The sequence below is a fragment of the Lysobacter sp. A421 genome, from assembly GCF_054052145.1.
Map to the genome: position 1 here is coordinate 113,551 of NZ_JBSVRL010000003.1, position 25,221 is coordinate 138,771.

Consider the following 25,221-nt stretch of genomic DNA (forward strand, 5'->3'; position numbering starts at 1 on the left):
GGATCTTTTTTTACAGGTTCTGCTCGATCACCTTGACCTGCATCCGCTGACGCAACGTCTTGATCAACGCCTGCACATCCTCGATCCCGGCCACCTGGGAGAGCTGTTGCCGCATGATCTCGCGCTGTTGCGGCGGCAATTGCTCGTCACTCCCCGCCGCCACCTTGTCCACGGTAAACAGGACAATCCGGTTGTCGTCCAGCACGTCGTAGCCACCGGCAACCTTTCCTTCGGCAGCTGCCTGCACGGCGAAAATTGCTTCCGACACACCGTCAGCAATCAGCGGTGCGCCGCGCGGCACCCCGGGGATCACCTGTGGCTCGGGCAATTGCTCGGCAGCCACCAATACGGCAAGGGACTCACCACCATCCAACCGGGCAAGGAGGGTCTCCGCACGCTTGGCAGCCGCCTGCTGCGCCTGGTCAGCCTTGAGGGCCGCGACCACATCGCTGCGCACCTCATCCAGTGGTCGTGCATGCTCGGGCTGGTGACTTGTCACCCGGAGCCATACGTTGTGACCAGGCTCGATCTCGATCGGATCGCTGACGGTGCCGTCCTGGACCAATGTCTCGGAGAACGCCGCACGCTTGAGCGCCGGATTCGCCGCCAGGCCTTCGCTGGCTTGTTCGTTAAACGGACCCAACTGCTGGACTGAAAGGTTCGCCGCCTCCGCCGCCGGCTCAAGCACGCCGGGGCTTCGCAACACCGCATCCACAACACGGCTGGACAGGTCGTTGAACATGCGGTCACGTTCCGCAGTGACCTGCTCGAGCGCCAATGCATCGCGGACGTCCTCGAAGGACTCCCGCGCGCCAGCCTTGACCTCACGCAACTTGATCACATGCCAGCCAAACTCGCTCCTGACGGGCTCGCTGACCTGGCCAGGCTCCAGTGCGAACAACGCGTCCTCGACGGCACCGGGCATCATGCCTTTGCCAATCCAGCCCAGGTCCCCGCCGCTGGCCCTGGAGCCACTGTCATCACTGTTGGCCTCCGCGAGCGCGCCGAAGTCGGCCCCTTCCGCGCCGGCCTTGGCGGCAAGTTCACGCGCCTTGGCCTCTATCGCCGCGGCGTCCGCGCCTTCGTCGACCTGCAACAGGATGTGCGATGCGAGGCGCTGCTCCGGTTCGGCGAACTTGTCCTGTTGCTCTTCGTAGAGCTGGCGCAAGGTCGCTTCGTCGGCCGGCGGCGGTTCCGGCATCGCCTTGCGATCCAACGAGATGTACTCGACAGAGACGCTCTCGGGCGCAATGTAATCGACCGCATGCGCGTCGTACCACGCTTGGATCTCGGCCGGCGTCGGCTCGGCATCCGCAGCGGACGCTTCCGGTGCGGGCACGACCACCAGGCTCACGTCACGCCGCTCGCCCATCAGCTTGACCAGACGTGCCATCTCGCTGTTGGTAATGAAGTTGCTGCCGGCGATCGCGTTGGCCAGCAGGCTCTGCTTCAGGCTTTGGCGCACCATCGCATCGAACTGCGCCGGCGACTGCGCGGGCACCTGCGACGCCAGCGCAAGCTGGTAACGCTGCGGGTCGAATTTGCCGTCGACCTGGAACGCCGGGATCTGCTGGATCTCGTTGCGCACCATCGCATCACTGATGGCGATGCCTGAGGCGTCGGCGGCCATGGTCTGGACGCGCTGGCTCACCAATGAATCCAGAACCGCGAGCTTGTTGGAGGTCTCCGCGAAATCGCGCGAGTCGAACGCGTCGCCCTGTGCCGTGCGTTGCTGCTGGCGCACCCGTTGGAACTGGTCCTGGAACTCGTTGGTCGTGATCTCCTCTTGACGCCACAACACCGACACCGGCCAGAACGACGGAGCCGACGTCCACCAGGCAGGCGGTGCCTTGATGACGGCCACAGTGGAACTGCTGCCCTGGACCATGTACTGGTCCAGTCCAAACAGGGCGAAGGGGACGATCAACACGCCCATGATCGCCATGGCGATCCAGCCAGTAGTTTTGTCTCGGAGTTTTTGCAGCATGATCCCGTCGCGTCGAGTGCGGAAGCCGTACAGTTTAACGTGCTTGCGCGCCGAAAGTCGGGCCGCCCCATGCTAAAAAAAACAGGCCCCTCGATTGCTCGAGGGGCCTGGGTATAAATGGCGGAGTGGACGGGACTCGAACCCGCGACCTCCGGCGTGACAGGCCAGCATTCTAACCAACTGAACTACCACTCCGCACTTGGAACTCTGTCGACCCGGTGCTTGGTGGGTGCTGAGGGTTTCGAACCCCCGACCCTCTCCGTGTAAAGGAGACGCTCTACCACTGAGCTAAGCACCCTGCGTGCAGTGCCGATGCCAGAACATGCACATCGGCGGGCGAGCCACTTAGTTTACAGCGTCTTTTAGTGCTTTGCCAGCCTTGAAAGCCGGATTTTTCGATGCCTTGATCTTGATGGCTTCGCCGGTCTTCGGGTTGCGGCCCTGACGAGCAGCGCGCTCGCGAACCTGGAACGTGCCGAAGCCAACCAATGTGATCGTGTCGCCCTTCTTCAGCGTTTTGGTAATGACGCTGACCATGGCGTCCACGGCGCTGGCAGCGTCGGTCTTGGACAGTTCTGCAGCGTCGGCGACGGCAGCAACAAAATCACCCTTATTCATGCGTTTGGACTCCTGAGCGGATCGAGAACCGCGAAATTGAGAATCGGAATGCTACCGCGCGCAGCAGTACCCCGATCGACCTTGCCGCATCACAGTCCCGCGTGGGCGATGCGATGCGGCTCCCCGTCGTTATACCAGTGGGGTTTTACTCACGCAAGGCGGAAACCCAGCAACGACGCGGGTTTCAGCCCATTTTGCGTAATATTCGGCAACCTGGACGATCAATGCTTGACGTCTGCACGCGTGACAGGCTTGCGTTTTGAGGGTGGCGGGGGCCCATCTTGCTGGGGCGGCGCCATGGGGACGAGGGGGCGCTCCAATGCGATGTCGAGCACTTCGTCGATCCAGCGTGCGGTCAGGATTTTGAGGCCATCGGTCACGCTCTTGGGCAAATCGACCAGATCCTTCTTGTTCTCCTCAGGAATGATCACCGTGGTGATCCCGCCGCGCAGCGCTGCCAGCAGCTTTTCCTTGAGGCCGCCGATCGGCAGGACGCGACCGCGCAGGGTGATTTCACCGGTCATCGCTACCTCGGCCCTGACCGGGTTCCTGGTCAGGGTCGACACCAACGCCGTCGTTATCGCGATCCCGGCGCTGGGGCCGTCCTTGGGCGTCGCGCCTTCGGGCACGTGAATGTGGACATCCTGCTTGTGCAGGAAATCCAGGTCGATCCCCAACCGCTCGGTGCGCGCACGCACCACCGACAGCGCCGCCGAAGCCGACTCCTTCATGACGTCACCCAGTTGGCCAGTCAGCAGCAGCTGACCCTTGCCCGGTACCAGCGTGGTCTCCACCTGCAACAACTCGCCGCCAACCTCGGTCCATGCAAGGCCGGTGACCAGTCCGATTTCGTTGTGCTCCTCGGCGCGCCCGAAGTCGAACTTGCGAACGCCCAGATACTTGTCCAGATTCTTCGAGCTGACGGTAAGTGCCGTCTTCCTGGCGGCGGGCTTCGGTCCGGCGAGCGCAATGTCCTTGACCACCTTGCGGCAGATCTTGCCGATCTCCCGCTCCAGATTGCGGACGCCGGCTTCGCGCGTGTAATAGCGCACGATGTCGCGCACCGCCGATTCGGCCACCTTCAACTCGCCAGGCCTCAGCCCATTGGCCGTGAGTTGCTTGGGCAGCAGATAGCGCATGGCGATACTGAGCTTCTCCTCCTCGGTGTAACCGGGGATCCGGATCACCTCCATCCGATCGAGCAACGGACCCGGGATGTTGAGGGTGTTGGAGGTGGCCACGAACATCACCTCGCTCAGGTCCAGGTCAACTTCCAGGTAGTGATCGTTGAAGGCGTGGTTCTGCTCGGGATCAAGCACCTCCAGCAACGCCGAGGACGGATCGCCGCGGAAATCCATCGACATCTTGTCGATCTCGTCGAGCATGAACAACGGATTCCTGGTGCCCGCCTTGCTCAGGTTCTGCACCACCCGGCCCGGCATGGAACCGACATAGGTCCGGCGATGGCCGCGGATCTCGGCCTCGTCGCGCACCCCGCCCAGCGACATGCGCACGAACTTGCGGTTGGTCGCCCGCGCGATCGATTGGCCCAACGAGGTCTTGCCCACGCCCGGTGGCCCGACCAGGCACAAGATGGCGCCCTTCATCCGCTTCACCCGCGTCTGCACCGCCAGGTACTCCAGGATGCGTTCCTTGACCTTCTCCAGCCCGAAATGGTCCGCGTCCAGCACATCCTGGGCCGCCGACAGATCCTTGCGTACCTTGCTGCGCTTCTTCCACGGCACCCCCAGCACCCAGTCCAGGTAGTTGCGCACCACGGCGGCCTCGGCCGACATCGGTGACATCTGCTTGAGCTTGTTGAGCTCGGACTTGGCCTTTGCCTCCACCGGCTTGGGCATGCCGGCCGCGGCGATCTTCCGGGTCAGCTCCTCGATGTCGTTGGGCGCGTCGTCGATGTCGCCCAGCTCCTTCTGGATCGCCTTCATCTGCTCGTTGAGGTAGTACTCGCGCTGGCTCTTCTCCATCTGGCCCTTGACCCGGCCGCGGATGCGCTTCTCCAGCTGCTGGACATCGATTTCACCGTCAACCAGGCCCACCAGTTGTTCCATCCGGGCTCCGATGCCGTGGGTTTCCAGCAGCGTCTGCTTGTCACTGACCCGCGCGCCAAGATGGGCGGCGATGGTGTCGGCCAGGCGACCGGGCTCCTCGATGCCCGACAAGGTCTGCATCAACTCTGGCGGCAGCTTGCGGTTGGTCTTGACGTACTGCTCGAACAAGCCCATCAGCGAGCGCATGATCGCCTCGATCTCACGTTCATCGCGATCGGTTTCGGGCGCAATGACGCGAGCCTGCCCGATGAGCGTGCCGTCCACCTCCACGACCTGTTCGACCCGCACCCGCGACACGCCCTCCACCAACACCTTGATGGTGCCGTCGGGCAGCTTCAGCAGCTGCAACACATGGGCCAGGGTGCCGATCTCGAACAGATCCTCGGCGCCGGGGTCGTCGGTCTCGGCACTCTTCTGCGCGACCAACAGGATCTGCTTGTCCGCCGCCATGGCCTGGTCGAGTGCCTGGATCGATTTGTCGCGCCCGACAAACAGCGGAATCACCATGTGCGGGAACACGACGACATCGCGCAGCGGCAACACCGGCAAGTTGAGCAGTTCGCCCGCGGGGGGCTGGATATCGGTGGATCGGGTCATGGGAACTCCGGGTCGTACAGACAGCCGTGCCAATCAGGCACGGTCGGTAAAAAGAGGATGCACCGGATTTGCCGGTCATGGACTGGGTTATGGGGGCCGGCGCGGAAGGTTGCAAGAGAACCCGATCCGTCTGGGTCGCACTGGTCAGCAAACCCCCAAACAAATCAGCCGCTTGCATGGGCAAGCGGCTGATCTGGACAAACTGGGGGCTGCGCCGGTTTAGCTGCGCCGGTTCAGTCGCCCGCCGCCGCCTTCTGCGGGGCCACCGGCGGCGCTTCGTAGATCAGGTAGGGCTCGGTCTTGTGCTCGATGACGGACTCATCCACCACGACCTTGCTGACGTTCTCCAGCGACGGCAACTCGTACATCGTGTCCAGCAACGCAGACTCGACGATCGTGCGCAGTCCGCGCGCGCCGGTCTTGCGCTTGAGCGCCTTGCGCGCGATCGCCACCAGCGCATCAGGGCGGAACTCAAGCTCCACCCCTTCCATGTCGAACAGCTTCCTGAACTGCTTGGTGATCGCGTTTTTGGGCTCGGTCAGGATCGTGATCAATGCCTCCTCGTCCAGCTCCTCCAGGGTCGCCACCACCGGCAGCCGACCGACGAACTCGGGGATCAGGCCGAACTTGATCAGATCCTCGGGTTCAACCTCGGCCAGCACCTTGCCGATCTCGATCTTGCGCTCGCTGGACTTGACCTTGGCGCCGAAGCCAATGCCGCCGGCCTCGGTGCTGCGCTGCTGGATGATCTTGTCCAGCCCGGCGAACGCGCCGCCGACGATGAACAGGATGTTGCGGGTATCGACCTGCAGGAATTCCTGCTGAGGATGCTTGCGCCCGCCCTGCGGCGGCACGCTGGCCACGGTTCCCTCGATCAGCTTCAGCAATGCCTGCTGCACGCCCTCGCCCGAGACGTCCCGGGTGATGGACGGGTTGTCGGACTTGCGCGAGATCTTGTCGATCTCGTCGATGTAGACGATTCCCTGCTGCGCTTTGTCGACGTCGTAGTCGCACTTTTGCAGCAGTTTCTGGATGATGTTCTCGACATCTTCGCCGACATACCCGGCTTCGGTCAGGGTCGTTGCATCAGCCATCGTGAACGGCACGTTGAGCATCCGCGCCAATGTCTCGGCCAGCAATGTCTTGCCCGAACCGGTGGGCCCGACCAGCAGGATGTTGGACTTGGCCAGCTCGACATCGTCGTTCTTCTGCCGGCTCTCGATGCGCTTGTAATGGTTGTACACCGCGACCGCGAGGGTGCGCTTGGCGCGCGTCTGGCCGATCACATACTCGTTCAGGACTTCCAGAATTTCCTTCGGCTTGGGCAGGTGGCTGCGCGCCGACTGGGCCTTTTCCTCAAGCTCCTCGCGGATGATGTCGTTGCACAGCTCAACGCATTCGTCGCAGACGAACACGCTGGGGCCCGCAATCAGCTTGCGCACCTCATGCTGGCTCTTGCCACAGAACGAGCAATAGAGAATTTTGTTGCTGTCGCCGGTGCTCCGGCCCTGTCGGTCATCGGTCATGCGCTTGCCTGAATGATCATTTGCCGGATACGCCGTGGCGCGACCATCGCGTCGCGGCATAGCCAGAGTGCTTCGGCCCGAGAATAGCACAGCGTACCAAGCCGCTTCCGGCGTGGTTCCGTGCTAATAAATCGTCCGGGAATCAGCGGTTTAGCGGCCCATCCAAGCTCGGCCGAGCGCCATCTGCGGGATGCGGATCGTGCGGTCAATTGGCCTGGATCGACTCTTCCGGGCGCCGCTCCAGCACCTCGTCGATCAGCCCGTAGTCGCGCGCCGCCTCGGCGCCCTTGAAGTTGTCGCGTTCGGTATCACGCGCAATCGTCTCCAGCGCCTGACCGGTGTGCCTGGACAGCACCTCGTTGAGCTTCTGCTTCAACGCCAGGATCTCGCGGGCGTGGATCTCGATGTCGCTGGCCTGGCCCTGGAAGCCGCCGAGCGGCTGGTGGATCATCACCCGCGAGTTGGGCAGCGCGTAACGCTTGCCCTTCGCGCCCGATGCCAGCAACAGCGCCCCCATCGAGGCCGCCTGGCCGACGCAGATCGTGCTCACGTCCGGGCGGATGTACTGCATGGTGTCGTAGATCGCCATGCCGGCGGTGACCACGCCACCGGGTGAGTTGATGTAGAGGCTGATGTCCTTTTCGGGGTTCTCGGCCTCCAGGAACAGCATCTGGGCAACGATGACGTTCGCCACGTGGTCGTCGATCGGACCGACCAGGAAGATCACCCGCTCCTTCAGCAGCCGCGAATAGATGTCATAGGCGCGCTCGCCGCGGCTGGTCTGTTCGACCACCATCGGAACGAGGTTGAGGGCTTGGGTCTTGTTATCCATCGAGACGAACCTTGGCTGCTGTTGTAGGAGTTGGCCCAGTCGACTTGGGGCCGACCAGGCCAAAGCGCAAGACGCGCCGGGGGAATACTACTGGCGGATCGCGTCGGTGAAGGCCAGTGGCTGCTCGGTGTGCTGCGCACGCTCGGCGATCCAGTCGATCACCTGCTCCTCCATCACCCGGCCCTGCAAACCGGACATCAGCTGGCGATCGTTGCGGTACAGATCGATCACCTGCTGTGGCTCCTCGTAAGTGGAGGCAATCAGGTTGAGCGTCTCGTTGACCCGTTTGGGATCCAGCTTGAGTTCGTTGCGACGCGCGACCTCTCCGACCAGCAGGCCCACCAGGACCCGCTTGCGAGCAGGCTCCAGGAACCTCTGATGGGCATCGGCGGGCAACTCGACGTTGCCGCCCTGGCGGCGCGCCTGCTCCAGGGCCTGGTTGGCCATGTCGCGTGCCTCGTTCTCGACCAGCTTGGGAGGCATCTCCGTTTCCGAGTAGGCAGCGACCAACTGCTCGCCCACCTCGCGCCGCAGACGGTTCATCAACGCACCCTTGAGCTCACGCTCCAGGTTGCTGCGGATGTCGCTGCGGAACTGCTCCGGCTCGCCACTGTTGATGCCGAAGCTCTTGATGAATGCCTCGTCCACTTCCGGCAGGTTCGGCTCCGACACCTTGCCCACCTTCAGGTCGACGGCAACGGTCTTGCCGGCAAACTGCGGCACCCGCCAATCGGCCGGGAAATCGATCTGCGCCTGCTTCTGTTCGCCCGCCTTCATTCCCACCAGGGCCGACTCGATCGCCGGCATCATCGTGCCGGACCCGATAACGGTGGTCCCGCGCTCGACACCCTCGGCCGGCATCCGCTCGCCATCGACGGTGGAGAACGTTTCCAGTTCGACCGCGTCATCGGCCTTTGCGCCGCGCTCGACCACGTCCCAGGTGCGCCGTTGCAGGCGCAGGTTGGCGATCATGGTGTCGATATCGTCGTCCTTCACCTCCGAGGTGTGGCGCGTCACGTTGAGCTTTGCCACGTCGACATCACCGAAGTCCGGCACCACCTCGAAGGTCGCCACGTACGCCAGGTCATCCGCGTCGTTGACCGGCTCGATGGCCGGATTGCCGGCAATCTGCAACGACTGCTCGCGTACCGCCTCGCCGAAGCTGGAGCGAACCAGGCCGTCGAGCACCTCGGCGCGAACCTGCTTGCCGAAGCGCTGCTCGATCACCTTGGCCGGAATCCTGCCGGGGCGGAAACCCTTGATCTTTGCGCCACGCGCGATCTCGCGCAGGCGGCCACCCACCTCGCTCTCGAACCGGTCGGCCGGGAGATTGAAGGTCATGCGGCGTTCAAGGGTACCGAGCGATTCGACCGAAACACTGTTTTCTACGGCGGGCATATCCACTCCTGCAACCGCGGTCGTCGACCCCGGCAAAAATGTTTGATGTACGAATTGTCGATGGGCTGGCGGGCCAGGCAGGCAGCCCGCGCCCGCGGCGGAACGCAACAGTTTGGCTGATTCCGGGCGCGGCCGCCAGTTTTTTAGTGAAGCGCAGCAGTACGGATGGGGCCGCCGGGAGCACAAAGCCGCCCCGCCAACGGACAGCACGCTACTCGCGAGCGCTCGCCGGACCTACCGGGCTGTTCAGCCTCTGCATGGGCTGGTGCGAAAGGCGGGACTCGAACCCGCACGAGGTCACCCTCACTGGCACCTAAAGCCAGGGCGTCTACCAATTCCGCCACTTTCGCCTGGGGGCAAAGAAAAAAGGCACCCGGAGCGATCCCGGGTGCCTGATGTTACTGGTGGGCCGTGAAGGATTCGAACCTTCGACCTATTGATTAAGAGTCAACTGCTCTACCAACTGAGCTAACGGCCCGCTGTTACGTGGCACGACTACATGTACATGGAGCTTGTGCGGCACGAAATTGTACAGGAACAATCCGTGCAAAAAACAGTGGGGTGGAAGACGGGACTCGAACCCGCGACCCTCGGAATCACAATCCGATGCTCTAACCAACTGAGCTACATCCACCACAGCAAAAACGTGAAGCTATTGTCGCATGACTGGTGCGCCCGGCAGGACTCGAACCTGCAACCACTGGCTTAGAAGGCTAGTGCTCTATCCGGTTGAGCTACGGGCGCCTGCGAACATGATACCGGCGCCGTTTACCAAGTGGTCGGGGCAGAGGGATTCGAACCCCCGACCCTCTGGTCCCAAACCAGATGCGCTACCAGACTGCGCTATGCCCCGATCCGGGCTTCGGCAAACGCACACGGCGCTGCAGAAGGCCGGCCATTCTGTGCCCCGGCTGTGCTGCTGTCAACTTCAAACGCGCTTGCTGCGTGTATGCTGGGCTACCGATAAAAACGCCCCAGGGGGCTTGCATGATCCGTAGTGGCAATCCGGCTCTCAAGGAGTCGACCTTCCTCGATCTTGGCAGCGGCGCGATCGTTCGCGACGATGGCAACGTAATGACCCTGAACGGGACGGTCAACAAGACCGGCCTGCTGCTGTTGCTGTGTGTGTTGACGGCCGCATTCGCCTGGAACCAGGTGGCGACCCCGGCAGGGATCGTTGGCGCGGGGCCCTACATATGGGGTGGCCTGATCGGCGGCCTGGTGCTGGCGATGGTCACCATCTTCAAGAAGGAGTGGGCACCGATCAGCGCACCTCTGTATGCCCTGGTCGAGGGATTGTTCCTGGGTGCGATCTCGGCGCAGTACAGCTATCTGTACGAAGGCATCGTGATGCAGGCCGTGATGCTGACCTTCGGCACCCTGTTCGCGATGTTGTTCGCCTATCGCTCCGGGCTGATCAAGGTGACGGAAAACTTCAAGATGGGCCTGGTCGCCGCAACCGGCGGCATCTTCCTGGTCTACCTGGCCAGCATGGTGCTGGGCATGTTCGGCATCCAGATCCCGATGATCCACGAGTCGGGCCTGGTCGGGATCGGCTTCAGCCTGGTGGTGGTGGTGATCGCGGCATTGAACCTGGTGCTGGACTTCGACTTCATCGAGACCGGCGTCGAGAAGGGCGCGCCGAAGTACATGGAGTGGTATGGCGCGTTCGGCCTGATCGTCACCCTGGTGTGGCTGTACATCGAGTTCCTGAGGCTGCTGTCGAAGCTGCAATCGCGCTGATTCCAGCGCGCGCCGGGACAAGAAAGCCCGCTTGAAAAGAAAACCCGCTTGAAAAGAAAAAGGGGTGCTTCGGCGCCCCTTTTTTCGTGCTTGCTAGTGAACCGCCCTACCCCGGCCCGGCCACAGCATGAAGCCGATCGCGACCAGCGCGAGCAACCAGCAGTACCAGACCTTGCCGGCGATCAACAGCGGCGACAATCCCGCCAGTGAGCCGGCCAGCAGGATCTGCGCGCCGTAAGGCAACACGCCCTGGACCACGCAGGAAAAGATATCGAGCACGCTGGCGGCACGACGCGGGGACACGCCATGCCGCTGGGCAATGTCCCGGGCAAGGTCGCCGCTGACCAGGATCGCGACCGTGTTGTTGGCGGTGAGCGCGTCGCCGCCGGCGGCCAGCGCTGCAATGCTGATCTCACCGGCGCGACGGCCGGTGTGTCCACCCGCAAACCGGGCAATGGTCGCGGCGAGCCAATCCAGCCCGCCATTGGCCTTGATCAGCGCCGCCAGGCCACCAATCAGGATCGACAACAGGGTGATTTCGACCATGCTCTCGAAGCCGGCATAAATGTCGTTGGCGAAACTGATCACGTCATAACCCTCGGCCAGTACATAGCCGAACACTCCGGCAACCAACAGCCCCAAGCCAAGCACCAACACCACGTCGAGCCCGAGCAGTGCGAGCACCAGCACCACCAGGTACGGCAGCACCAGCCAGGCCGTGGCCGCTTCGGGGGCACTGATCGGCGCGACGTCGCCAACCATTGCCAGCAGTGCGGCCGTCGCCAGCGCCGCCGGCAACGCAATCTTGAAGTTCTCCCGAAACTTGTCGCTCATCCTGCACCCCTGGCTGCGTGTCGCGGCGATGGTGGTGTCGGAAATGATCGACAGGTTGTCGCCGAACATGGCGCCGCCGACCACCGCACCCAGCACCAGCGCCTTGTCGAGTCCGGCGGCATCGGCCAGGCCAATCGAGATCGGCACCACCGCGGCGATCGTGCCCATCGAGGTGCCGATCGACAGTGAGACGAAGCTGGCGACCAGGAACAGCCCAGGCAGGATCAACGCCGGCGGCAACGCGCCCAGGCCAAGCGCAACCACCGCATCGACCGCGCCGATCGCCCTGGTCACGGTGGCAAACGCGCCGGCCAGCAGGAACACCAGCACCATCAGCATGACGTTGCTGTGGCCCATGCCCTCCAGCAAGGTCTCGACAGGCCTGATCCCGCGGCGCCAGGCCAACCAGGCACCGAGCGCCAACGCCGGCAAAATCGCGACCGGGGCGCGCAACTGGTAGAAGCCCATCGCCTCGCCCTGCGCGGTGAAATACAGGCCGGCGCCGAAGAACAACACGAGGAACAGCAGCAACGGGGTCAGCGCCAGTGCGCTGGGGGACGCAGTGGCCACGGCAGGGGGGGTGTCATTCATCGCTTTATCCGGATGGGATAATCAATCGCGAAGTGTGCCGGCTGCTCCGATGGCTGTCGAGCACAGGGATGGAATGCTGGATCTCACCACCCGGATAAAAAGCGGCCGCAAATAAAAAAGCGGGGCGTCCAAGACGCCCCGCTGGGTCCGAATCAACACGACGGACTAAAAAAAAACTGGTCGGATCACAGCCGGCTGGCGATCGCCTTGGCAAAGCCCATGGTGGTGCCGCTGCCACCCAGGTCGGCAGTCAGGTTGTCACCGGCCTCCAGGGTCGCCACGATCGCCGCGCGGATCGCTACCGCCTTGTCGGTCATGCCCAGGTGGTCAAGCATCTGGGAGGCACCCATCAACAGTGCACACGGGTTCGCTTTGCCCTGCCCGGCAATGTCGGGCGCGGTACCATGCACGGCCTCGAAAATCGCCGCATCCGCACCGATGTTGGCACCCGGGGTCAGCCCCAGGCCGCCAATCAGGCCGGCGCACAGGTCGGAGATGATGTCACCGAACAAGTTGGTGGTCACGATCACGTCGAACTGTTCCGGGCGCATCACCAGTTGCATGCAGGTGTTGTCGACGATCATTTCCTCGCACTCGATCTGCGGGAACTGCGCGGCGACTTCACGCGCGGTCTTCAGGAACAGGCCGGAAGTCGACTTGAGGATGTTGGCCTTGTGCACCACGGTGACCTTCTTGCGCCCGGTCTTGACCGCCAGCTCGAACGCATAACGCACGATCCGCTCCGAACCCTTGCGGGTGGTGCGGGTGATCGAGGTCGCGCTCTGGCCGTCAGCCGCGGTTTCCTGCCCTTCGGCGCTGTAGGCGCCCTCGGTATTCTCGCGCACGGTGATTACATCCACCCCGGTCGGGAAGCGCGACCTCGTATTGGGGAATGACTTGGCCGGTCGCACGTTGGCATACAGGTCGAAGCGCTTGCGCAGCTCGACGTTGACCGAGGAAAAACCGCCGCCGACGGGAGTGGTCAGCGGGCTCTTCAGGGCAATGCGGTTCTTGCGGATCGAGTCCATGGTCGCCGCTGGAAGCAGCTCGCCGGTCTTTTCCATGGCGACCAGGCCGGCATCGGCAAACTCGTATTGCAGGCCCAGATTCATCGCGTCGAGCACGTACAGGGTGGCGTCCATGATTTCAGGACCGATGCCGTCGCCGCGGATCACCGTGATTGTCTGTGTCATTGGGGGTCTTCTTCCATCTGATGGGCGCGCCGTGCAAGACGCTGCGCCGGGTGGTTAGCCCTGCAATTATGCCGCAAGCGCCCAATGGATGGGCGCGCGGACGAGGCCGGCCATCAGATATCGTCAGTGGATCCGCTACGCCGCGCCATCCAGCAAGGGCTCCAGCTTGCCCTCGCGCTGCAGCGCCATCATCTCGTCGAAGCCGCCCACATGGGTGTCGCCAACGAAGATCTGCGGCACGCTGGTGCGCTGCGTCAAACCCATCATTTTCTCGCGGGCAGCGGAATCCAGGTCAATGCGGACCTCGGTCCACTCGCGGCCCTTGCTCTTGAGGAAGTTCTTGGCGGCGACGCAGTACGAGCAGGTCGCGCTGGTGTAGATCACGATCGGGTTGGAAGCGGGGTCAACCTGGTTCAGATCGGTGTTCAAGTCGGTGCGCAAGTCGGTTCTCCTGTGGTGAATTCGGTGTAGGCAAAAAAGCCGGATGCAACGGGCCCGGGTGGTGAACTCCGGCGAACGGGCATGGTCCAACCTGTCGCCATCGCTTGCCACACAGGCAATTCAGAGATGGGTTCAACAGCCCGTGTTCGCAAGTCGGCGGCACCCGCAGCCCCCGGCGCATCGTTCAGGCCAATTAACCGCGGATTCATTCGGCCCGGCCCGATCATCGGCATGCTGCCATTATCGACCCTTCGGCCATGCAATGGTGGCCGGTCCCAGGAGTTCCGCTTGCGCCGCATCATCGTGCTTTCCACCGCCGTCACACTGGCCTTGGCCAGTGTCTGCGCGCCTGCGCAGGATTCCTTGCCCGACATTGGCTCGTCCGCCGGTGAACTGCTGACGCCCCACCAGCAGGAGGAGTACGGCGCGATGATGTTGGCGCAACTGCGCCACTACGACTACATCCTGGCCGATCCGCTGGTCGACAGTTGGCTCACTTCGCTTGGTACCCGGCTGGGCGCCAGTAGCGACCGGTCACGACAGCCTTTCACGTTTTTCATGATGCGTGATCGCCAGATCAACGCGTTTGCCACGCTCGGCGGCTATATCGGCGTCAACGCGGGCCTGGTACTGGCCGCCCAGCGCGAGGATGAAGTCGCCGGGGTAATGGCCCACGAAATTTCCCACGTCACCCAGCAGCATGTATTGCGCGGGGTCGAGCGGGCCCAGCGCGACCAGTTGCCGATCCTGCTGGCGATGCTGGGGGCGGTCGTGGCGGCCCAGGCGGCCGGGGGCGATTCATCCGGCGAAGCGACCCAGGCGGCGATCGTCTCGGCGATGGGCCTGGCACAGCAGCGCCAGATCAACTACACCCGATCCAACGAACAGGAGGCCGACCGGATCGGCATCCAGACCCTCGCCCGCGCCGGATACGACCCGCAGGCAATGGCCGATTTTTTCACCACCATGCAGGCGAAATCTCGGGTCAATGCGGCCGGCGCCTATGACATACCCGGCTATCTGATGACCCACCCGGTCACGACCACCCGCATCAGCGAGGCGAAAGCGCGGGCGGGCCGGGTCGAAGAATCGCCGGACGGCTTCCTGGCCAGCCCGATCGCAACCGACAACCCATTGTTGCCCGACGGCCTGACGATCGGCGCGCCGGCGCACGGCGACCAGGGCACGGGCCTGTTTGGTCTTGCCCAGGAGCGCCTGCGCGTGCTCAGCGCCGACAGCCCACGCGCGGCAATCCGCGAATACGAGCAGATGACCAAGCGCGGCACGTTGGACGAGGCGCAACGGTATGGACTGGCCATCGCACGATTGCGCGCCAATGAACCGGCGGCAGCGGCCAAGCTGCTGGCGAGCTTGCTGGCGGAACGGCCGGGCGAGTTGTGGTTGAGCCTTGGACTGGCGGAAGCGGAATCGCGCAGCGGTCACCGGGAGGCCGCCGACGCGCGTTTTGGTGAACTGCTCGGACGCGCGCCCAATAACCGCGCGGTCGCTCTGACCTGGGCCGATGCCCTGCTGGAGCGCAACACGGTCGATGCCGGCAAGCGCGCGCAGGCAATACTGCGGCCACTGCTGTCACGCTCGGCGGCGGATCCGGCCTTCCAGCACACGTTCGCCCGCGCCAGTGAGATCGCCGGCGAGCCGATCCGCGCCGGCGAGGCCTATGCCGAAGCGACGTTCCTGAGCGGCCGGGCCGAACAGGCGCTGGTCCAGTTGAACACCCTGAAAAAGCGCCCCGAGGTCGATTACTACGCCCGCGCCAGGATCGAGGCGCGAATCGCCCAGATCACACCCATCGTGTTGGAGCTCCATCGCCAGGGCATCCACGACCAGGTATTTGACCGCCGGTAGGCAAGGCGGTCGGCGCAACACGCTGTCATGTGCACGTTGTCACGTGCCTGTAACGAAACGGTAGTGTACTGGGATGACTCCGGGATCCATGGTCGATGACCAGCCGATCCCGGCGCCCACTCCTCGTCACTGGTGAGCCGTGCAGAAGAACATCCTGATTGTCGAAGACGAACCCGCCATCCGGGACATGGTCGCTTTTGCCTTGCGCAAGGGAGACTACAACCCGGTCCATGCCGGTGATGCGCGCCAGGCCCAGGCGGCGATCGCCGACCGCGTGCCCGACCTGATCCTGCTGGACTGGATGCTGCCCGGAACCAGCGGCCTGGAACTGGCGCGACGCTGGCGCAAGGACGCGTTGACCCGGGAAGTCCCGATCATCATGTTGACCGCCCGTGGCGAGGAGAACGACCGTGTCGGTGGCCTGGAGGCCGGCGTCGACGACTACGTGGTCAAGCCGTTTTCGGCACGCGAGCTGTTGGCCCGTATCCGTGCGGTACTGCGTCGCTCACGCGAGGATGACGAGGACGGCAGTATCAGCGCCGGATTATTACGTATCGACGGTGCCGCCCATCGTGTCTTCGCCGGTGTCGGCGGCGAGGAACAAGCGGTACAGATCGGACCCACCGAATACCGGCTTTTGCACTTCTTCATGACCCACGCCGAGCGGGTCTATTCGCGCAGCCAGCTGCTCGATCATGTCTGGGGCGGCAGCGTATACGTGGAAGAGCGCACCGTGGACGTGCACATCCGCCGCCTACGCAAGACCCTGGAACCGTACACGCTGGACGGCATGATCCAGACCGTTCGCGGCACCGGATACCGGTTTTCGGTATCCGCCGACGGTTGAGACCGTAATGGCCGGGTCTGACCGCCCTGCGCTGCACCACAACACCATCTGTTGGATACTCCGGCCATGACTTCGCGCGTACGCACTGCCTGGTTCCGCACGATTGGCCTGCTGTGCCTGTTGCTTGCCATTACGGCCGCGTTTGGTTTGGCAATCGGTTATCCGTGGCCCGTCGTGACCGTGGCCGCGCTGGCCCTGGTGGGCTGGCATTACTGGCGTTTGCACCGCGTGCTGTCACGGCTGAGCGCGCGCCGGCGGCAGCCGCCTGCCGGCGGACCTGGTCCGTGGAACGAACTGGACCGGATGCTGTACCGCGGCCAAGCCGAGATGCGTGGCCGCAAGCGACGACTGGTGGAGATGTTGCGCGCCTATCGCGCTGCGGCCGCGGCATTGCCCGATGCCATCGTGGTGGTCAATCGCAACAGTCAGCGGATACTGTGGTTCAACGAGTCCAGTACTCCACTGCTGGGACTGCATTACCCCGACGATATCGGTCTCCCACTGGCGCAACGACTGCAGCCGCTGCCGCTCGCCCACTGGCTGGCTGCCGGTCGCCATGCCGAGTCGCTCGAGGTGGTCGCCCCGACCAGTCCGTCGATGCGCCTGAGTCTGCGCCTGATCCCATACTCGGAGGACCTCTGGCTGCTGGTCGCCCGCGATGTCAGCCGGCTGCTGCATCTGGAACAGATGCGCCGGGACTTCGTCGCCAACGTCTCCCACGAGCTGCGCACCCCCCTGACCGTCATCCATGGGTACCTGGACATGATCGAGCAGGATGAGCACCCGGAGCTGGCGCCCATATTCACCGAGATGCAACGCCAGTCACAACGCATGGCCCAACTGGTCGAAGACCTGTTGACCTTGTCACGGCTGGAGTCGCAGGACAGCTTGCCGGCGGAAGAGCCGGTATCAATGGACGCGATGCTGGCCACCCTCAAGCGCGAGGCTGTCGCACTGAGCCAGGGCCGACACCAGATCAGCGTGGAAGACGACGCCGGCGTGGACCTGTGGGGGTCGAGCAAGGAGCTGCATAGTGCATTTTCCAACCTGGTCAGCAACGCAGTGCGCTACACGCCATCCGGTGGCGAGGTGACGATCCGCCTGCGCGCCACCACCCCGGCATCGGGCTACGGGCCCGATACCCCGCCGGCGGGGCGCACGATGACGGGCCTGGTGCTGGAGATCCGCGACACCGGTTACGGAATCCCGGCAACGCACTTGCCGCGCATCACCGAGCGCTTCTACCGGGTATCTACCAGCCGCTCGCGCGACAGCGGCGGGACCGGTCTGGGACTGGCCATCGTCAAGCACATACTGCAGCTCCACCAGGCGCGCCTGGAGATCAACAGCGAGGTTGGTCGTGGCAGTACCTTCGCCTGCCACTTCGGTGCAGAGCGGGTACGTCTGCGCGAGACATCAAGCGGCGGCCTGCACGCCAACGAGTTGCATGCATGACTACCCCAGCCAATGACCGCCTGCCGGCCAACCCGGCGCCGGAACACAGGAAAGGCGAGCCGACACCGCCAACGCATATCCCGCTGGAGCAGGTCGCACCCGAACACGCGCCGCTCGATGTGGGCCTGTACACCGACGTGGCCGACAACGACCCGCTTCGGGACCCCTCGTTGTACTTCAATCGCGAATTGTCCCAACTGGACTTCAATTTCCGGGTGCTCGCACAGGCGCAGGATTCGCAGGTGCCCTTGCTGGAGCGCCTCAAGTACCTGTGCATCAGTTGCACCAACCTGGACGAGTTCTTTGAGATCCGTGCCGGCACCTTGCAGCACGCACAGGACCTGGGACTGGTCGCCGGCCCCGATGGCCTGTCGCCAAACGCGGTGCTGGCGCGCATCCATGACCGTGCCGCCGAACTGGTCGACGCCCAGTACGATTGCTGGAACACGGTGTTGCGACCGCAGCTCGATGCCGCCGGCGTACGGGTCCTTGCCCGCGGCAGCTGGGATGCCCGTCAAACCCGCTGGCTGCGCGCGTACTTCCGCAATGAAGTCATGCCGGTACTGTCGCCGCTGGGGCTGGATCCGGCACACCCATTCCCGAAAATCCTCAACAAGTCGCTCAATATCGTGGTGGTGTTGAGCGGCCAGGATGCATTCGGCCGCAAGGGCGACCTGGCGATCGTGCGTGCACCGCGCTCGCTGCCACGAATCATCCAGGTCCCGCAAAAGATCAGCGGCGGGCCGAATGACTTCGTGTTCCTGTCGGCGGTGCTGTCGACCTTCGTTGGCGAATTGTTCCCGGGCATGGAGATCAAGGGCGCATACCAGTTCCGGGTCACCCGCAATTCCGAGCTGTTGGTCGACGAGGAGGAGGTGGACAACATCGCCCTGGCCCTGCGCGACGAACTGGTTGGCCGTGGCTACCTGCGCGCGGTGCGGTTGGAGATCGCCGAGCAATGTCCCGCCCCGATCGTGCGCAGCCTGCTGGACAAGTTCGACCTGCCCGCGAATGCGGTGTACCGGATAAAAGGCCCGGTCAACCTCAACCGGGTGATCCAGGTGTACGACCTGGTCGAGCGCCCCGACCTGAAATTCCCGCCATTCCAGCCGCGCCAGCTGTCGGGCAGTGATCGCATCTTTGCCACCGTGGCCAAAAGTGACGTGCTGCTGCACCACCCCTTCGATGCGTTCACGCCGGTACTGGACATGCTGCGCCAGGCCGCCGAGGACCCGGCAGTACTGGCGATCAAGCAGACCCTGTACCGCTCGGGCAAGGATTCCTCGATCGTGGAGGCGCTGATCCAGGCTGCCCGCAACGGCAAGGACGTCACCGCCGTGGTCGAGTTGCGCGCACGATTTGACGAAGAGGCCAACCTGGGTTTCGCCGACCGCCTGCAGGAAGCCGGGGTACAGGTGGTCTACGGCGTGGTCGGTTACAAGACCCATGCCAAGATGCTGCTGGTGGTCCGGCGCGAAGGCCGGAAGTTGCGTCGTTACGTGCACCTGGGCACCGGCAACTACCACGCTGGCACGGCCCGGCTTTACACCGACATCGGCCTGATCACCGCCCACCCGGAGATCGGCAACGACGTCCACCTGATCTTCCAGCAGCTGTCCGGACTGGCGCCGTCGATGACCCTCAAGCGCCTGTTGCAATCGCCTTTCACCTTGCATGCCGGGGTATTGCAACGGATCGACCGCGAAACCGCGAATGCACACACGGGCAAGCCCGGCCGGATCATCGCCCGGATGAATGCACTCAATGAGCCTCGGGTGATACGCGCGTTGTATCGCGCATCGCAGGCGGGCGTGCAGATCGACCTCATCGTGCGCGGCGCCTGCACCCTGCGACCGGGCGTGCCCGGCGTCAGCGAGAACATCCGGGTACGCTCCATCGTCGGGCGGTTCCTGGAGCATGGCCGGGTCTACTGGTTCGGCAATGATGGCCAGCCGGAACTGTTCTGCGCCAGCGCAGACTGGCTGGAGCGCAATCTGCTGCGGCGGGTCGAGAGCTGCTTCCCGATCCTCGACCCGGCCCTGGCCGAGCGGGTGTTCGATGAGGCCCTGGACAACTATCTGGACGACAACCTCAACGCCTGGTCGCTGCAGTCCGATGGTGACTACGCGCGGGTGCCGCGGCCCGACCATCAACCACCCCATTCGGCCCAGGCTTGCCTGTTGGCCAAGTTGTGCTGACGAAGGGCCATCGCGACATGCCGGATATAGTCCCGACCGCGGCCATGCCGTTACGTGATGGCGACCTGCTGGCCGCAATCGACCTGGGCTCCAACAGCTTCCACATGGTGGTTGCCCAGTACCTGCTGGGGCAGCTGCGGGTGGTTGATCGCCTGCGCGAGACCGTACGGCTGGCCGAGGGGCTGGATGGACGCGGGGCGCTATCGGCCGAGGTCCGCCAACGTGCCTATGCGTGCCTGTCGCGTTTTGGCCAGCGCATCCGCGACATCCCACCGCAGCGCGTCCGCGCGATCGCGACCAATACCGTGCGCCGCCTCGCCGTCCCGCAGGCGTTCCTGATGCCGGCAGAGAGCGCACTGGGCCACGGGATCGAGGTGGTCGCCGGCCGCGAGGAAGCCCGCCTGATCTACCTGGGCGTCGCCCACGCGCAACCTTCCAAGCCAGACCAACTACGGCTGGTGCTCGACATCGGTGGCGGCTCCACCGAATGCATCATTGGCAGCGGTTTCGAGGCGATCGAGCGCGAGAGCCTGCAACTGGGTTGTGTTGCCACCACGCGGCGCTATTTCGGCGACGGAAAGCTCACCGAAAAGCGCTGGCGCGAGGCGTTGATCGAGGTCACCGCCGAGTTCCAGCAGTTTGCCTCCACCTACCGCGCCGTGGGCTGGGATGACGCGATCGGCACTTCCGGGACCAACAAGGCCATCGGCGAGATCTGCGCCGCAATGAAATTGAGCAAGGGCGCCATCCTCGCCGATGCCCTGCCCCAGGTACGCGACCGCTTGCTGCAGGCCGGCAGGATCGAGGCGATCAAGCTACCCGGTCTGTCCAGCGAGCGCCGCGAGGTGATTGCCGGGGGCGTGCTGGTGCTGGAAGCGGCTTTCGATGCGCTCGGTTTGCAGCGGCTGGCGACCAGCAAGGCCGCCCTGCGCGAGGGCGTGTTGCACGACATGCTCGGTCGCGGCGGCGTGGATGATCCGCGCGACGCCTCGGTGGATGCCCTGATGGTGCGCTACGGGATCGACACCGCCCAGGCCGCGCGCGTGGAGACCACCGCGCTGCGGTTGTTCGATCAACTCGCGCCGGCCTGGCAACTGGACGTCGACGACCGGCTGATGCTGATCCGGGCGGCGCGCCTGCATGAGCTGGGGCTGACGATCGCCCACAGCCAGTACCACGTGCACAGCGCGTATGTAGTCGAGTACACCGACATTGCCGGTTTCTCGCGGCAGCAGCAGCAGTTCCTGGCGGCGCTGGTACGCACCCAGCGGCGCAAGATCCCCAAGCACGTGTTCGACGCCCTGCCCGACCGCCTGCTGCCTGCCGTTCGCCACACCTCGGCGTTGCTTCGGTTGGCGGTGCTGATCCACCGCGCGCATGAGGCCGACCCGATTCCGCAACTCGACGCTCATGCCAGCGCGGATTGTCTGACCCTGACCTTCGCCCAGCGCTGGCTGCAGGCGCGTCCGTTGCTGCGGGCGGATCTGGATGGCGAGCCTGACGACATCGCCGCACTGGGCATCGCCCTGAGCGTCGAAACGACCTGACTTGCCGGGGGCAGCACCCTGATCGCTTGGACCGGGTGGCCTAGACCGGGTGCGGCTCGAATTCCGGCGATGTCGTTGCCATCTGCGTCATGCCGGAGTCGTCCGTGGGAGCCAACGATTCAGGCCGGACCAGCGACCCGCGCAGCGCCTGCGCACGGGCAAGCACCGGCGGCGGCACGACCTCCTCGGGCGTCAGAAACAGCCCGAGGTGCCGCAAGCGACGGCCCGGAACAGGCGCTGCGGTCCACGCGACCAGCGGCATCGACACCACCAGCCCAAGCAGCACTGGCGACATCCACAACATCAGCGACGGCGAGACCGCATAGCTCCATACCGTGCCCACCAGCCCGCATGCCGTCACCCCACCGTAGCGTTGCAGCAACTCGGTTCGCGACAAGGTGCCATCGTCGCGGCGCTGGCTTTCCCAGCCGGAGTCACGCCCCATCAATACCTCGGCCACACCGCGCGACTGCAGGCACATCGTCACCGGCGCCATCAACGTGGTCAGGACCGTCTCCACCAGCACCCCCAGCGTCAACCGCAAGGCTCCGCCACAGCTGCGGCGGGCCCACGGGTCGACCAGGGTCAGCAGGAAGCCCAATAGCTTGGGACCCAGCAGCAACGACATGGTCAGCACGAAAACCCACAAGAAGCGTTCACCATCGCCCGGCCCCGCCCAGTTCGCGGACGATGCCAGGCCGGGGAGCACCAGCTCATACAGGCGCAAGCCCGAATTTGCCATGGTCATCACAAGACCGATCAGCATCAGCATCCCCCACAAGGGCGCGGTGATGTAATGCCCGATGCCGGTCAGCAGGTGCCAACGACTGACCCAGTGCAATCCACGTGCAGGCAACACACCGGCGTGCTGCAGATTGCCCTGACACCAGCGGCGGTCGCGCACCAGCATGTCGGTCAGTGAGGGCGGGCCTTCTTCATAGCTGCCGCCCAAGCCGGGGATCAGGTGTACCGACCACCCGCCGCGGCGCAACAACGCCGCCTCCACGAAGTCATGGCTGAGGATATTGCCGCCAAACGGGCGCCCGCCCTCCAGCTTCGGCAGGCCGGCATCGACGGCAAATGCCGCGGTACGGATGATCGCGTTGTGGCCCCAGTAGTTGCCCTCGGTGCCATGCCACCAGGCATTGCCACGCGCCAGCACCGGGCCGTACACGCGCCCGGCGAACTGCTGCATGCGCGCAAACACGGTGCCGCCATTGACCACCACCGGCAGGGTCTGGATCAACCCGACCCCGGGGTTGCGCTCCATCGCCATCGCCAGCCTGACCACCGCCTTGCCGGTCATCAGGCTGTCGGCATCAAGGATCAGCATGTGCGGGTACGCGGCACCAAAGCGCTTGACCCACTCGGCGATGTTGCCAGCCTTGCGCTCCAGGTTGTCGGGACGATGACGGTAAAACAGGTTCACCTGTCCACCCAGGCGACCACGCAGTGCCTGGAACGATGCCAGCTCGCGCTCTTGGAGCTCACTGCGGGTGGTGTCGCTGAGCACGAAGAAATCAAACGAAGACGCACGGCCGGTGGCAACTACCGATTCGCAGATGGCCTCAAGCCCGGCCATCAACCGCTCCGGGTCCTCGTTGTAGGTCGGCATCAGCAACGCGGTGCGCGTGGTCAGCGCAGGCAGTGGACCGGCATCAATCAAGCCCAGCCCGCCGCGGCGACGGTAGTCATTGACGATCAAGGCAAAGCCGGACAGGGCGCTCATGAAACTCTGCGCAACCCAGACGAACAGGCAGGCGAACAGGACCAGGGTCAGCCCTTCCAGCGCACCCAGGCCGCCGCCACGCAAGGCCCACCACAGCTGGTAGGTCGCCAACAGGGTCAGTCCACCGGTGCCACCAAGGATCCATGCACGGCGCCAGATGATGCCGGCGGGGCTGCCGGGCAACGTGGCGGCGGCCGGCTCGGCATCCTGGAACGATTGCACCGGCATCGGCAACGGTGCTTCGGCCGGCAGCAGGGGCCGCGCCTGGTGGGCGTCGGCAAGCGGAGAGGTATTCATCATGATCGGGTCCATCGGTAAATCCATGTTTCCGAAAGGGGATTGCCGTCCTGGGACAGCAACCGGGCGCGCAACTCCACCAACGGCTCGTCACCGGGGTGCAGCTCGAACGCCAGGCGCCAGCCGCCCGTCTCGGGGCTGGCATGGGCAACAATGTTAATGACCCGGCCGTGACTGGCGTGTACTTCGGCTCGCGGCAAGGCGGATTCGTTCAGGCTCGCCAACCCGCCTCCGGCCAGGTCGATCACGACCTGTCGGGCGCCCTTCGGCGCCGCCCCGATCCGGGTGCGCTCGGTCCTTGCCAGCGCTGCCTGGTCGCCGCGTCGCTCACACCAGTGCAGGCGATAGTCGAAGCGATGCTCGCGACCTGCCGCCAGCGGTTGCGACGGGCGCCAGAACGCGACGATATTGTCGTGGTATTCATCCGCGGTGGGCAGCTCGAACAGGTGCACGCTGCCCCTGCCCCAGTCACCCACCGGCTCCACCCACAGGCTCGGGCGACGTTCGTATTGGGCTTCGCTGTCGCCGTAGTCTGAAAATCTGCGCTTGCGCTGCATCAGCCCGAAGCCGCGCGGGCTGTCATCTTCAAAGATGCTTTCCTGCAGCGCCACCGGATTGCACAGCGGTCGCCACAGTTGCTCACCGCTGGCGGTATCCAATGCCAGTCCGCCGGAGTCATGCACCGCACTGCGGTAGTCATCGATACCGACCCGATCACTGGCGTCGAACTGGAACATGCTGGTCAGCGGTGCAATGCCTGCAAGGGAAAGCGCCACGCGCGGGTACAGGCGCGCACTGACGTCGAATACGGTGTCCTGGCCGGGATGGATCACGAACGAAAATGCGCCGGCGACACTGGGACTGTCCATCAGCGCATGCACCACGATCTTCGCCGCGCCCGGCTCGGGGCGTTCGATCCAGAACGCCTTGAAGACCGGGAACTCCTCGCCGGCCGGGTCGCCGGTGCGCAACGCCAGCCCGCGCGCGGACAATCCATACCGCTGTCCCTGGGCGACCGCACGGAAATAGCTCGCACCAAGGAAGGCGCAGACCTCGTCGAAATAGTCGGGGGTGTTGATGGGCGCATGCAGGCGGAAGCCGGCAAAACCGAGATCCGTTTCGACAGGTGCCGGCGCCGAGCCGAAGCTGAACATTCCCGGCTGGTAGACGATCGGTGTGGCCATGCCATCGGCCACCTGGTGGATGTCCACCCGCTGCCCGAACAGGAACGCACGATGGAAGAATTCCGTTTGGAACGACCTTCCCTGTCCGCGCCATAACGCCTGCCTGGGATCGAAACGGATCTCCCGGTACTGGTCATAACCGATACTGCGCAGCGAGTCCGGCAACTTCCCGGCAACGGGCCGGAAGGGTTGCGCGGCAAGCGCGCGGGCCAGCACCGGCACAGTGTCCCGGGTGAAGGGCAGCGCCAATGGGTCTTGCACCGGAGCTT

16 protein-coding genes, 7 tRNA genes and 1 pseudogene are annotated in these 25,221 nt (G+C 64.3%); 6 read left to right on the forward strand and 18 right to left on the reverse strand.

Translation table 11 applies throughout. From position 1 onward, the window contains the following. Positions 1-10: 10 nt before the first annotated feature. From ACW7G6_RS10285 to ACW7G6_RS10345, 13 genes and pseudogenes are all read right to left on the reverse strand, one after another. On the reverse strand, positions 11-1,987 hold the full coding sequence (locus ACW7G6_RS10285; protein WP_456978675.1) for a peptidyl-prolyl cis-trans isomerase: 1,977 nt from the start codon (positions 1,985-1,987) through the stop codon (positions 11-13). Positions 1,988-2,105: 118 nt separating this feature from the next. Continuing rightward, positions 2,106-2,182 (reverse strand) — tRNA-Asp (locus tag ACW7G6_RS10290). Between the two features lie 28 nt (positions 2,183-2,210). Next, positions 2,211-2,285 (reverse strand) — tRNA-Val (locus ACW7G6_RS10295). Positions 2,286-2,332: 47 nt separating this feature from the next. Continuing rightward, positions 2,333-2,611, reverse strand: a pseudogene (locus ACW7G6_RS10300) (HU family DNA-binding protein); the annotation flags it as partial. A 215-nt stretch (positions 2,612-2,826) separates the two neighbouring features. Beyond that, on the reverse strand, positions 2,827-5,271 hold the full coding sequence (gene lon / locus ACW7G6_RS10305) for an endopeptidase La (RefSeq protein WP_456998192.1): 2,445 nt from the start codon (positions 5,269-5,271) through the stop codon (positions 2,827-2,829). Positions 5,272-5,504: 233 nt separating this feature from the next. Next, a complete protein-coding gene (gene clpX / locus ACW7G6_RS10310; protein WP_456978673.1) occupies positions 5,505-6,797 on the reverse strand; it encodes an ATP-dependent Clp protease ATP-binding subunit ClpX in 1,293 nt (430 codons plus the stop codon). Between the two features lie 205 nt (positions 6,798-7,002). Then, positions 7,003-7,629, reverse strand: a complete 627-nt coding sequence (gene clpP / locus ACW7G6_RS10315; RefSeq protein ID WP_456962048.1) for an ATP-dependent Clp endopeptidase proteolytic subunit ClpP — start codon at positions 7,627-7,629, stop codon at positions 7,003-7,005. An 87-nt stretch (positions 7,630-7,716) separates the two neighbouring features. Further along, a complete protein-coding gene (gene tig / locus ACW7G6_RS10320; protein ID WP_456998193.1) occupies positions 7,717-9,027 on the reverse strand; it encodes a trigger factor in 1,311 nt (436 codons plus the stop codon). Positions 9,028-9,290: 263 nt separating this feature from the next. Further along, positions 9,291-9,377: transfer RNA gene (locus ACW7G6_RS10325), tRNA-Leu, on the reverse strand. A gap of 52 nt (positions 9,378-9,429) precedes the next feature. Then, a tRNA-Lys gene (locus ACW7G6_RS10330) sits at positions 9,430-9,505 on the reverse strand. 79 nt (positions 9,506-9,584) lie between these two features. Further along, positions 9,585-9,661 (reverse strand) — tRNA-His (locus ACW7G6_RS10335). Positions 9,662-9,694: 33 nt separating this feature from the next. Next, positions 9,695-9,771, reverse strand: a tRNA-Arg gene (locus tag ACW7G6_RS10340). 32 nt (positions 9,772-9,803) lie between these two features. After that, positions 9,804-9,880, reverse strand: a tRNA-Pro gene (locus ACW7G6_RS10345). 134 nt (positions 9,881-10,014) lie between these two features. Between ACW7G6_RS10345 and ACW7G6_RS10350 the strand changes: the two genes are divergently transcribed. Continuing rightward, positions 10,015-10,770 carry a Bax inhibitor-1/YccA family protein gene (locus ACW7G6_RS10350; protein ID WP_456978671.1) on the forward strand — a complete coding sequence of 252 codons (756 nt, stop codon included), beginning with the start codon at positions 10,015-10,017 and terminating at the stop codon, positions 10,768-10,770. A 93-nt stretch (positions 10,771-10,863) separates the two neighbouring features. On the opposite strand, the gene ACW7G6_RS10355 is transcribed toward ACW7G6_RS10350, so the two are convergent. From ACW7G6_RS10355 to grxC, 3 genes are all read right to left on the reverse strand, one after another. Then, on the reverse strand, positions 10,864-12,195 hold the full coding sequence (locus ACW7G6_RS10355; protein WP_456978670.1) for a Na+/H+ antiporter NhaC family protein: 1,332 nt from the start codon (positions 12,193-12,195) through the stop codon (positions 10,864-10,866). Positions 12,196-12,380: 185 nt separating this feature from the next. Continuing rightward, positions 12,381-13,388, reverse strand: a complete 1,008-nt coding sequence (locus ACW7G6_RS10360) for an isocitrate dehydrogenase (protein ID WP_456978669.1) — start codon at positions 13,386-13,388, stop codon at positions 12,381-12,383. 135 nt (positions 13,389-13,523) lie between these two features. After that, on the reverse strand, positions 13,524-13,817 hold the full coding sequence (gene grxC, locus ACW7G6_RS10365; RefSeq protein ID WP_456978851.1) for a glutaredoxin 3: 294 nt from the start codon (positions 13,815-13,817) through the stop codon (positions 13,524-13,526). Positions 13,818-14,117: 300 nt separating this feature from the next. On the opposite strand from grxC, the gene ACW7G6_RS10370 reads away from it, so the two are divergent. The 5 genes from ACW7G6_RS10370 to ACW7G6_RS10390 all read left to right on the forward strand — a co-directional run bounded on the left by ACW7G6_RS10370 (position 14,118) and on the right by ACW7G6_RS10390 (position 21,742). Continuing rightward, on the forward strand, positions 14,118-15,695 hold the full coding sequence (locus ACW7G6_RS10370; RefSeq protein WP_456978668.1) for a M48 family metalloprotease: 1,578 nt from the start codon (positions 14,118-14,120) through the stop codon (positions 15,693-15,695). A gap of 139 nt (positions 15,696-15,834) precedes the next feature. Then, entirely contained in the window at positions 15,835-16,542 is a 708-nt protein-coding gene (gene phoB / locus ACW7G6_RS10375) for a phosphate regulon transcriptional regulator PhoB (protein WP_456978667.1), read from the forward strand. Positions 16,543-16,608: 66 nt separating this feature from the next. Beyond that, positions 16,609-17,997 (forward strand): phosphate regulon sensor histidine kinase PhoR, encoded by a 1,389-nt coding sequence (gene phoR, locus ACW7G6_RS10380; RefSeq protein WP_456998194.1) that lies wholly within the window; start codon positions 16,609-16,611, stop codon positions 17,995-17,997. A gap of 77 nt (positions 17,998-18,074) precedes the next feature. Next, on the forward strand, positions 18,075-20,195 hold the full coding sequence (gene ppk1, locus ACW7G6_RS10385; RefSeq protein WP_456998283.1) for a polyphosphate kinase 1: 2,121 nt from the start codon (positions 18,075-18,077) through the stop codon (positions 20,193-20,195). Positions 20,196-20,212: 17 nt separating this feature from the next. After that, positions 20,213-21,742 carry a Ppx/GppA phosphatase family protein gene (locus ACW7G6_RS10390; protein WP_456998195.1) on the forward strand — a complete coding sequence of 510 codons (1,530 nt, stop codon included), beginning with the start codon at positions 20,213-20,215 and terminating at the stop codon, positions 21,740-21,742. Positions 21,743-21,782: 40 nt separating this feature from the next. On the opposite strand, the gene mdoH is transcribed toward ACW7G6_RS10390, so the two are convergent. Together mdoH and ACW7G6_RS10400 are read right to left on the reverse strand one after the other, a co-directional pair. Continuing rightward, a complete protein-coding gene (gene mdoH, locus ACW7G6_RS10395; protein ID WP_456998196.1) occupies positions 21,783-23,795 on the reverse strand; it encodes a glucans biosynthesis glucosyltransferase MdoH in 2,013 nt (670 codons plus the stop codon). Next, positions 23,768-25,213: a glucan biosynthesis protein gene (locus tag ACW7G6_RS10400; RefSeq protein ID WP_456998197.1), complete on the reverse strand. Its 1,446-nt coding sequence runs from the start codon at positions 25,211-25,213 to the stop codon at positions 23,768-23,770. Before ACW7G6_RS10400 ends, mdoH begins: the two co-directional genes overlap by 28 nt. Positions 25,214-25,221: the final 8 nt, after the last annotated feature.

Excerpts from the sequence above, each read along its gene's own strand:
- ACW7G6_RS10285 (WP_456978675.1), bottom strand. The coding sequence starts at position 1,987 with ATGCTGCAAAAACTCCGAGACAAAACTACTGGCTGGATCGCCATGGCG.
- ACW7G6_RS10350 (WP_456978671.1), top strand. The coding sequence starts at position 10,015 with ATGATCCGTAGTGGCAATCCGGCTCTCAAGGAGTCGACCTTCCTCGAT.
- ACW7G6_RS10355 (WP_456978670.1), bottom strand. The coding sequence starts at position 12,195 with ATGAATGACACCCCCCCTGCCGTGGCCACTGCGTCCCCCAGCGCACTG.
- ACW7G6_RS10390 (WP_456998195.1), top strand. The coding sequence starts at position 20,213 with ATGCCGGATATAGTCCCGACCGCGGCCATGCCGTTACGTGATGGCGAC.
- phoR (WP_456998194.1), top strand. The coding sequence starts at position 16,609 with ATGACTTCGCGCGTACGCACTGCCTGGTTCCGCACGATTGGCCTGCTG.
- clpP (WP_456962048.1), bottom strand. The coding sequence starts at position 7,629 with ATGGATAACAAGACCCAAGCCCTCAACCTCGTTCCGATGGTGGTCGAA.
- clpX (WP_456978673.1), bottom strand. The coding sequence starts at position 6,797 with ATGACCGATGACCGACAGGGCCGGAGCACCGGCGACAGCAACAAAATT.
- ACW7G6_RS10360 (WP_456978669.1), bottom strand. The coding sequence starts at position 13,388 with ATGACACAGACAATCACGGTGATCCGCGGCGACGGCATCGGTCCTGAA.
- tig (WP_456998193.1), bottom strand. The coding sequence starts at position 9,027 with ATGCCCGCCGTAGAAAACAGTGTTTCGGTCGAATCGCTCGGTACCCTT.
- lon (WP_456998192.1), bottom strand. The coding sequence starts at position 5,271 with ATGACCCGATCCACCGATATCCAGCCCCCCGCGGGCGAACTGCTCAAC.
- mdoH (WP_456998196.1), bottom strand. The coding sequence starts at position 23,795 with ATGGATTTACCGATGGACCCGATCATGATGAATACCTCTCCGCTTGCC.